The sequence below is a fragment of the Bartonella sp. TT29SHDZB genome, from assembly GCF_042193395.1.
Taxonomy (GTDB): domain Bacteria; phylum Pseudomonadota; class Alphaproteobacteria; order Rhizobiales; family Rhizobiaceae; genus Bartonella.
In genome coordinates this window covers 1-8,190 of sequence record NZ_JBHILQ010000029.1, presented here as the reverse complement: position 1 = coordinate 8,190, position 8,190 = coordinate 1, and the positions used below count along the sequence as shown (strand labels likewise).

Sequence of the window (8,190 nt, the reverse complement as noted above, 5' to 3'; positions counted from 1 at the left end):
CCGTATCAAGACAAAATCCAAAAGAAACTTATGGATTGTCCAACTATCACACTTCAAACCGCAAGTGGAATAGAAAAAGTCATTCCTTGCGCAAAAATTACAGCAAAAGGAATTGGTGTGCTGTCTCAAGAGCTTAAAAGACAAAGCATGCATTAAAAGCAACAATTATGGAAAAGAAATACGAACGACTAATCTTATAGTATCTCTATAAGCCGTTTCTAGCAACAAAAACAAAGATTTTAACACCAGCGTGATTCACGCCACGGGGGAATTGCGCTCAAATAGGAGGAAATCAAGATGAGTGAACTAAACACTAACCTAACAGAAATTGAAGAAACGCATCACTTAGCGGTTAAACAAACTGCTATGGAACGTATTTTAAACAGAGCCTTAGAAAATGACGTCGATATGGACCGTCTCGAGCGTCTCATTGCCTTACGAGAAAAAGAAATAGAACGACAAAACTACGAAAGATTTGCCAGTGATCTTTCGAATATGCAAATAGAATATCAAAAAATACAAAAAAACTCTACAAACACCCATACAAACAGCCAATATGCAACCCTTGACCAGTACATTGATGCTGTAAAAAACACTCTTGCAAAACACCGATTTGCTTTGTTTTCTCGTATCAAAGAACAGAGTTCAGACAATATAATTATAGAAATGACTTTGACGCATCCGTCTGGAAATAAAATCTCAACAGAAGAAAAGTTTCCTTATGACACTAAAGGATGCAAATCAAATATACAATCGGTTGGTTCTGCAATCACATACGCACGCAGATATCTGTTAGGTATGCTTCTTAATGTCGTGAGTGAAGATGACGATACGGATGGGAACACACCTCTTAAAAAGGCTTTTCCACAACAGATCAATGAAATCAGAAGACTTGTCGTACAAACCCAAACAGAAGAAGAAAAAATACTTGCTTATGTCAACGTCAAAAAGCTCGACGATATGTCTGAAGGACAAGCACAAACGGTATTACATCTTTTGAAAGATAAACAAAATAGGCAAAAGGTAGAAACAGATTCTACTATACAAGATGCCGATATAGAAACGCCACACGAACAGGGAATGGCGGTGTGAGATGGAACAAAGAACAGCAGAATGGTTTCAAGCGCGCTTAGGAAAAGTCACTGCTTCAAACGTTTACAATATACTCAGTAAGACAGCAAAAGGTTTGCCTACAAGCAAATATGAAGACTACAAAATCAAACTCATGACAGAACGCTTAATAGGTGAAATAAGCCAATCTTATACAACCGCGGCTATGCAATGGGGCATTGAACATGAAGAGAATGCCTTGAGAGAATATGAATTCATTTATGACGCAGAAGTCACAAGATGCGGGTTTATCCCCCACCCAAAAATGGAAATGGCGGGGGCTAGTCCTGATGGGTTCATTGGAGAGGACGGTTTAATCGAAGTCAAATGCCCACAATCAACCACGCATTTGCGCTTCTTTATATATGACGAAATCAAGCCTGAATATATCGCACAAATGCAATTCCAAATGGCGTGCACAGGACGCAAATGGTGTCATTTCATGAGCTATAATCCAAACTTTGTAGGCAGATCTACTGGTTTGAGAATGAAAATCAAACGCATCAACCGTGATGAGCAATACATTGAAGAGATTAATAAAGCTGTCGAAATCTTTTTAGGGGAAATAGAACAAGAGATGGAAAAGATTTTGGCAAAAGCTGCTTAAACCTATGGGGGTGCTCTCTCCTCCCAGCACCCCCACCCTTTCCTAACACTTTCAACACATGCGTGCTTCACGCTACGGGTGGATTGTACGCAAATCAAGGAAATAAACCATGGAAAAGAAATACGAACTTACTGATGAAACAACTGAGGTTGATGGCAAAACTCTCCACCGCATTCGTGCCTTACGAGACTTTGGTGGTATTAAAGCAGACGACCTAGGCGGTCTTATAGAACATGAAGGCAACTTATCCCATGAGGGCAATTGTTGGATTTGGTATAAGGCTTGTGTTTTTGGAGATGCCCGTGTTTATGGCAATGCACTTGTTTTCGATGAAGCAAAAGTTTCCGATAATGCACATGTTTACGAGAGCGCACACGTTTTCGATGAAGCGCGCGTTTACGGTCGTGCAGAAATTTATGGAGAAGCAAAAGTTTACGGTGAGGCATGCGTTTACGGCAGGGCAGAGGTTTACGATTGTGCACGCGTTTTCGATGAAGCACGTGTTTACGATAAGGCAGAGGTTTACGGTTGTGCACGCGTTTACGATTATGCAAAAGTTTTAGAAAATGCACATGTTTACAGTTATGCATATGTTTCCGATAAGGCAGAAGTTTATGGCAATGCAAAAGTTAAAGACGGACATGTAGGCGATAGTGCAAGGATTTATGGTGATGCTAAAATTTATGATCATGCAGAAGTTTACGGTAATGCATGCGTTTCCCATAATGCAGAGGTTTATGGTTATGCCAAGGTTTTTGGTGATGCCTTGGTTTTTGGCAATGCACATGTTCATGGGCGTGCAAAAGTTTACAATGATGCACGCGTTTTCGATGAAGCACGTGTTTACGATAAGGCAGAAATTTACGGAGAAGCAAAAGTTTACGGTGATGCAGAAGTTTACCGTAGCGCACACGTTGATGACTATAACGCCATATCCACTGGAGAAAAGACCAGATGAAAAAATATGAACTGACTGATGAAACAATCGAAGTTGGGCGCAGAACGCTCCGCCGCATTCGTGCACTGAGAGATTTGGGGGACGTCAAGAAAGGTGATCTTGGCGGCTATATCGAGAAAGAAGACAATCTAAGTCATGATGGCAATTGCTGGATTGGGGATTATGCAAAAGTCTATGGTTATGCCAAGGTTTTTGGTGATGCTAAGGTTTACGAAAATGCACAAGTTTACGGTTATGCACATGTTTACGGCAATTCTCGTATTTATGGCAAAGCAGAAGTTTTCGATGAACCATGCATTTACGGTCATGCAGAAATTTACGGTGATGCATATATTTGCGGTGAACCTAGCGTTTTTGATAATGCAGAAGTTTATGGCAATGCACAAGTTTACGAAGAGCCATACATTTACGATAGGGCGCGTGTTTACGGCAATGCAGAAGTTTCCGGTGATGCGCATGTTTACGGTCATGCAAAAATTTACGGTGAAGCATGTGTATGTTGGGACGACTGGATTGATGGCGATAAAAGAATCTCAACTAGGTAACAAACCAGATGAAAAAATACGAGATCACTGATGAAACAATTGTGTTTGATGGCAAAACCCTTCACCGTATTCGTGCTTTAAGGGATTTTGATGATGTTAAAGCAGATGACCTAGGCGGTTTTATACAAAAAGAAGACAATCTAAGTCATGATGACAATTGCTGGGTAGGCGATGATGCAAAAGTCTATGGTTATGCCAAGGTTTTTGGTGATGCACATGTTTATGGAAACGCTCGTGTGGATGGTCATGCAAGAGTTTATGACAAAGCCAAGGTTTTTGGTGATGCTTATATTGATAACATTGCTGATATTTACGAAAATGCATGTGTTTTTGGTAGTGCATCTGTTACCGGAGAAACTAATATTTTTGGCAATGCGCAGATTTTTGGACATGCTCGTGTTTTTGCCAGTGCACAAATCTACGAGAATGCACAAGTTTCCGGTGGTGCATTTATTAGTGGAAAAGCTAAAATTTATGGAAATGCTAAAATTTATGACAGTTCATTGATTTCCATCAGAGCAAAAGTTGGGGGAAATGCCAAAATCTATGGTTATGCATTTATTCATGGAAACGCAGAGATCATCAATGATGAAATCATCACAACGGGCGAGAGGCAATAATGGAAAAAAATACGAACTACTAATCTTATAGTCTCTCTATAAGCCGTTTCTAACACCGAAAAACCAACTTTTAAACACCAGCGTGATTCACGCCACGGGTGAATTACATCTAAAATGAAGGAGAATAAACATGCCACACCGCCCACCTACTATCACGCAACCAGCTATTGCTCGTGCTTTAAGAGAAGCTAAAAAACAAGGATGTGAACTCATAGAAATCAAACCTACAGGGGAATTATTAATTCATATCAATAAAACAATAACACCAACAACGACAGATAATACTTATAGCATTGACGATTTTCCACCACTTGAAAATGAACAAGAAGACTACGAGACCAGCAAAACTTGTCGTTCTGTCGACGGTATAAAGTTTTAGCCATGCCAAAACGCCATCCACCGCATCTTGTTCGTGAACGTACACGCCATGGTAAAGTTATATGGTATGTACGTATTGGTCATGGACCACGATTTCGGATTGAAGGAACCTATGGAACGCAAGAGTTTGTCGATAATTATACGCTTGCTCTTAAGCAAGCGCAAAATGGCACCTCCAAGAAAAGAAAACAAACCAGACTTGTAGAGGGCTCTTTCGATTGGTTGTTGCATCAATATTTACAAAGCATGCAATGGCATAATCAATCAGAATCTACTAAAAAAGTTAAGTATAGAATTCTGAACAATATTTCTAAACATATTGGTGATCGCTCTTATAAAAGTATAGATAAACAACACATTCTTGAGGCAGTAGAAAGAAGACGCGAGACTCCCGCAGCGGCAAAACATTTTTTGACCTCTTTAAACGGTCTCTTTAATTGGGCGGTTGATAATGCTCTTTTAAACAGAAATCCTGCTTTTAATATAAAAGCACCAAAATCTCTTAACAGCGAAGGATTAGCGCCATGGCTAGAAGAGGATATCGATAAATATTATAAACAATGGGCTATTGGTACCCATGAACGCGTATGGGTTGATGTGCTTCTTTATACGGGCTTGCGCCGTGGAGATGCCGTTCGTATCGGTTGGAAAGATGTCAAAGATAATATCATTCATCTCAAAACAGAAAAGAGCCAATTTAAAACAGATGTTTTTCTTCCTATTTTACCAGAACTCGCAGAAACTCTTAAAATTGGTCCCATAGGTGATGAAACATTCATTTGCGGAAAAGGTGGAAATAAGCTTGTCAAAGAAAGTTTTGGCAACCTCTTTCGTGAAGCATGTAATGCGGCGGGTATTAAAAAATCAGCGCACGGATTGCGAAAATTAGCAGCAACACGTGCAGCCAATGCTGGTGCGACAGTTTCGCAAATGAAAGCGCTTTTTGGCTGGACAGAAGATAAAATGGCATCTCTTTATACCAAAACAGCCGATAGAAAGCGCCTTGCAATAGAAGCCATTAAAAAACTTCAAAAAGGTTAGAGCAACGGGCGGAAGCTAAAAAACTAAAGCCCCGTCAAAATTATAAACGAAATCAAAGCGACGTTTGATATGCTTCAGAAACCAGAGGAGAAATAGGTGGTTGTGTCTGTTGCATTGTTTGCCATAAATTATAATTTGTTTGCATATCCAGCCAAAATTTCGCTTTACTAAAACCAGCTAGTTCTAATTTCACTGCAAGTTCGGTACTCATAGAGGCATGTCCGTTAATCACTCTTGATAGAGAAGCTCTTGTCATATGGAGATGATTAGCTAACTTTTGTATTGTTATCCCCATTTCGTCTAAGAAAGCTACTTTTAGAACTTCGCCCGGATGTGCGGGGTTATGCATCATTATTTTCGTTCCTTTCATCAATGGTAATCTTGATAATCAACAAGCTCCACATCTGTTCCTATAAAGCGAAAAGTAACACGCCAATTTCCATTCACCCATATAGAATAGTATCCTGTAAGTTCACCTTTAAGAGGATGCATTTTAAAGGCAGGTGCTTTCAACATTTCGGGCGTGGTAGCACTTGTTAAAGCCGTTAAGATAACGCGTAATTTCTTTACGTGATCTGGTAGAATAGCTTTTGTGGAACCTGTTGTATAAAATAATTTTAAGCCCTTATGTCTGAAACTCACAATTGCCATTAGCACCCCTTATCGTATACTATTACTATACGATTTATAAAAATAAGAGTCAAGTAAGATACTGGAAAATCTGATTACATATTTGGATAAAATGATTGAGAATAAGCTATAAAAAAGTTCGGGATAGACATAAAATAAGTTAATAAAATCAATGGAATTAAAATTCCCTTACCTTTATATAAGTTATTGATTGCATATAAATGTAGCATTCCCACCCCTTCTATCATTGAAGTTTTGGAAAACAATATCACCAGCAGGAATACCTACAGGATTCTCATAAAGACTATAGATTTCATCACCACCAATGTCCCCGCCTTTATAATGTTTTAAAAAACTCTTGTAAGACGATGTAAATTGTAAACCGAGAGTTTTCTCCGCCTTTTCAATCACGAGATCACCAACCGCATTTTCTTCAGAACAAAAATTGACAATATCACCTTCATATTTATCAACTAATACTGTAACATCATCTAAGGTATAGGTTTTCATGAATCTTCCCCTGCATGTTCCATAATTCTTTTACAGAGAAATTCATAAAAATTACTTGCATAATAATGTGACGCTCCAGATGGGATCTTGACGTAGAGTGGGCATTCACCATCCTGAAACTGAGTATAATCAAAGTAAAATGTCTCACCAAAATCAGTTCTACTGACAACAAGCTGTTCTAATGTCGCAAAACCATGTTTCCTATGATATAAGTTTTTATGCACAATATCACCAGCAGGATGATCCTCAAAACTTGCGTTATAAATGCTAAAAATTTCCTCATAACCAATTTCTCCTCCCTTATAATTTTTTAAAAAATCCTTATAAGAAGTTGTAAATTGTAAACCGAGAGCTTTCTCCGCCTTTTCAATCTGTAGATCATCAACCGCATTTTTTGCAGTACCAAAATTGATAATATCATTATATTTATCAATTAATACTGCAACATCATCTAAAGTGTAGGTTTTCATAGATGATCCTCAAAACGTGCGTTATAAACGCTCCATATTTCCTCTATCAATTTCACCTCTTCCATAGTTTTTTCCAAAAACTCTTGTAAAAAGGTATAGGTTGCGGAGTGGGAGTGTTCTCAGTCTTTTCAATCGGTTGTTCACCTTCAGGTATCTCTTCTCCCACGTGTACTTTAATTCTTTTGCAAAGGAATTCATAAAAATTACTGGCGTAATATTCGCAATTATCCAATGGAAACATAACATAGATTGGACATTCTCCATCTCGAAACTGCGTATAATCAAAGTAAAAGGTTTCATCAAAATCAGCTTCACACACGATAAGCTGTTCTGCTGTCACAAAACCACGTTTTCTATCATTTAAGTTCTGAAAAACAATATCACCAGCAGGAATACCCATAGGATTATCATAAAGACTATAGATTTCTTCACCACCAATGTCCCCGCCTTTACAATGTTCTAAAAAACTCTTGTAAGACGATGTAAATTGTAAACCGAGAGCTTTCTCCGCCTTTTCAATCACGAAATCACCAACTGCATCATCTTCAGTACCAAAATTGATAATATCACCATTATATTTATCAACTAATTCTAAAACATCATCTAAGGTATAGGTTTTCATCAATTATTTCTCCAAATTTCTTTTTTCTCTTTTCAATTAACCGTAGAGCATTTACTGCCGATGCTCCTGTCCCCATCTGTCAAAATCTATCCCTATGATACTCCATTTCATATCAATTATTCCTCCTAAATTATTGTTTGTTTGTTCTCTATATCCTTTAGCGCGTTCCTTCCAATATTCCTCTCTCCACTTACCAAACTTGTCTCTCTCTATAAGCGATTGATGTGTTTTAGAAGGAGCATGAATCACGGAATTATATTTGTTATGATCTTTACTGCCAATTTCTGCTATGGGACCCTCATGTGTTTGCTTTAGGTGATGCAACTCAACAGGCTGACCATCAAATCCTATCGGTGCTCTTCTTGTTTCCATTCTATCAATATTAGTGCCCCACATTTCTTTTTTGTTTTCCATCCAGTTAACCCTTTTATTAGGATCAAACAAATCATCTCTCTGATAGGCTTTGTTAGTCTGTCCAAATTTGCTATCGGTAAATTTAGTAGGTTTCTTTTTTAACCACTTCTTTTTTTCTTTAGCAGCAAGTTTGGTCAGTTCTTTCCTCGCCGCAAGTTTGTCAGGATCTCCTTGAGCTGCAAGTTCTGCAAGATTTTTCTTGGAAGCAAATTGGGCAAAATCTTTCCTAGCAATGAACTTGATCACAGCCTTGTTGCCAAGATTTATAGCTCCCTTGGCTGCTCC

The 8,190-nt window shown here is 38.4% G+C and carries 12 protein-coding genes and 1 pseudogene; 7 read left to right on the top strand and 6 right to left on the bottom strand.

Features of this window, described 5'->3' with window-relative positions; translation table 11 throughout:
• Window positions 1–297: 297 nt before the first annotated feature.
• From ACFIJJ_RS08575 to ACFIJJ_RS08545, 7 genes are all read left to right on the top strand, one after another.
• The gene (locus ACFIJJ_RS08575) at window positions 298–1,092 is read left to right on the top strand and encodes an ERF family protein (protein ID WP_375646644.1); all 795 of its coding nucleotides are present in this window, start codon (window positions 298–300) and stop codon (window positions 1,090–1,092) included.
• Between the two features lies 1 nt (window position 1,093).
• Complete coding sequence (locus tag ACFIJJ_RS08570) at window positions 1,094–1,717, top strand: lambda exonuclease family protein (RefSeq protein ID WP_375613898.1); 624 nt, start codon at window positions 1,094–1,096, stop codon at window positions 1,715–1,717.
• Window positions 1,718–1,826: 109 nt separating this feature from the next.
• The gene (locus tag ACFIJJ_RS08565) at window positions 1,827–2,675 is read left to right on the top strand and encodes a hypothetical protein (RefSeq protein WP_375613897.1); all 849 of its coding nucleotides are present in this window, start codon (window positions 1,827–1,829) and stop codon (window positions 2,673–2,675) included.
• A complete protein-coding gene (locus tag ACFIJJ_RS08560) occupies window positions 2,672–3,220 on the top strand; it encodes a hypothetical protein (protein ID WP_375646642.1) in 549 nt (182 codons plus the stop codon). The genes ACFIJJ_RS08565 and ACFIJJ_RS08560 overlap by 4 nt, the downstream gene beginning before the upstream one ends.
• 8 nt (window positions 3,221–3,228) lie before the next feature.
• Window positions 3,229–3,840 (top strand): hypothetical protein, encoded by a 612-nt coding sequence (locus ACFIJJ_RS08555; protein WP_375613895.1) that lies wholly within the window; start codon window positions 3,229–3,231, stop codon window positions 3,838–3,840.
• A gap of 130 nt (window positions 3,841–3,970) precedes the next feature.
• Window positions 3,971–4,219: a hypothetical protein gene (locus ACFIJJ_RS08550; RefSeq protein WP_375631397.1), complete on the top strand. Its 249-nt coding sequence runs from the start codon at window positions 3,971–3,973 to the stop codon at window positions 4,217–4,219.
• A gap of 2 nt (window positions 4,220–4,221) precedes the next feature.
• A complete protein-coding gene (locus ACFIJJ_RS08545; RefSeq protein WP_375646641.1) occupies window positions 4,222–5,259 on the top strand; it encodes a tyrosine-type recombinase/integrase in 1,038 nt (345 codons plus the stop codon).
• Between the two features lie 52 nt (window positions 5,260–5,311).
• Here ACFIJJ_RS08545 and ACFIJJ_RS08540 read toward each other — a convergent pair whose 3' ends face one another.
• The 6 genes and pseudogenes from ACFIJJ_RS08540 to ACFIJJ_RS08515 form a co-directional block, all read right to left on the bottom strand.
• Window positions 5,312–5,611 carry a HigA family addiction module antitoxin gene (locus tag ACFIJJ_RS08540; RefSeq protein WP_375646640.1) on the bottom strand — a complete coding sequence of 100 codons (300 nt, stop codon included), beginning with the start codon at window positions 5,609–5,611 and terminating at the stop codon, window positions 5,312–5,314.
• Between the two features lie 17 nt (window positions 5,612–5,628).
• On the bottom strand, window positions 5,629–5,910 hold the full coding sequence (locus ACFIJJ_RS08535; protein ID WP_375630534.1) for a type II toxin-antitoxin system RelE/ParE family toxin: 282 nt from the start codon (window positions 5,908–5,910) through the stop codon (window positions 5,629–5,631).
• Window positions 5,911–6,111: 201 nt separating this feature from the next.
• Window positions 6,112–6,399, bottom strand: a pseudogene (locus ACFIJJ_RS08530) (SMI1/KNR4 family protein); the annotation flags it as partial.
• Window positions 6,396–6,869 (bottom strand): SMI1/KNR4 family protein, encoded by a 474-nt coding sequence (locus ACFIJJ_RS08525; protein ID WP_375630697.1) that lies wholly within the window; start codon window positions 6,867–6,869, stop codon window positions 6,396–6,398. The pseudogene ACFIJJ_RS08530 and the gene ACFIJJ_RS08525, both read right to left, overlap by 4 nt.
• Window positions 6,870–6,921: 52 nt before the next feature.
• Entirely contained in the window at window positions 6,922–7,491 is a 570-nt protein-coding gene (locus ACFIJJ_RS08520; RefSeq protein ID WP_375646638.1) for an SMI1/KNR4 family protein, read from the bottom strand.
• 51 nt (window positions 7,492–7,542) lie between these two features.
• On the bottom strand, window positions 7,543–8,190 hold a 648-nt coding region (locus tag ACFIJJ_RS08515; RefSeq protein WP_375646637.1), incomplete at its 5' end, for an HNH/ENDO VII family nuclease.

Bases quoted from the DNA above. Each gene is read 5' to 3' on its own strand.
- ACFIJJ_RS08525 (WP_375630697.1), bottom strand. From the start codon at position 6,869: ATGAAAACCTACACTTTAGATGATGTTGCAGTATTAATTGATAAATAT.
- ACFIJJ_RS08540 (WP_375646640.1), bottom strand. From the start codon at position 5,611: ATGATGCATAACCCCGCACATCCGGGCGAAGTTCTAAAAGTAGCTTTC.
- ACFIJJ_RS08570 (WP_375613898.1), top strand. From the start codon at position 1,094: ATGGAACAAAGAACAGCAGAATGGTTTCAAGCGCGCTTAGGAAAAGTC.
- ACFIJJ_RS08565 (WP_375613897.1), top strand. From the start codon at position 1,827: ATGGAAAAGAAATACGAACTTACTGATGAAACAACTGAGGTTGATGGC.
- ACFIJJ_RS08550 (WP_375631397.1), top strand. From the start codon at position 3,971: ATGCCACACCGCCCACCTACTATCACGCAACCAGCTATTGCTCGTGCT.
- ACFIJJ_RS08520 (WP_375646638.1), bottom strand. From the start codon at position 7,491: ATGAAAACCTATACCTTAGATGATGTTTTAGAATTAGTTGATAAATAT.
- ACFIJJ_RS08575 (WP_375646644.1), top strand. From the start codon at position 298: ATGAGTGAACTAAACACTAACCTAACAGAAATTGAAGAAACGCATCAC.
- ACFIJJ_RS08545 (WP_375646641.1), top strand. From the start codon at position 4,222: ATGCCAAAACGCCATCCACCGCATCTTGTTCGTGAACGTACACGCCAT.
- ACFIJJ_RS08555 (WP_375613895.1), top strand. From the start codon at position 3,229: ATGAAAAAATACGAGATCACTGATGAAACAATTGTGTTTGATGGCAAA.
- ACFIJJ_RS08535 (WP_375630534.1), bottom strand. From the start codon at position 5,910: ATGGCAATTGTGAGTTTCAGACATAAGGGCTTAAAATTATTTTATACA.
- ACFIJJ_RS08560 (WP_375646642.1), top strand. From the start codon at position 2,672: ATGAAAAAATATGAACTGACTGATGAAACAATCGAAGTTGGGCGCAGA.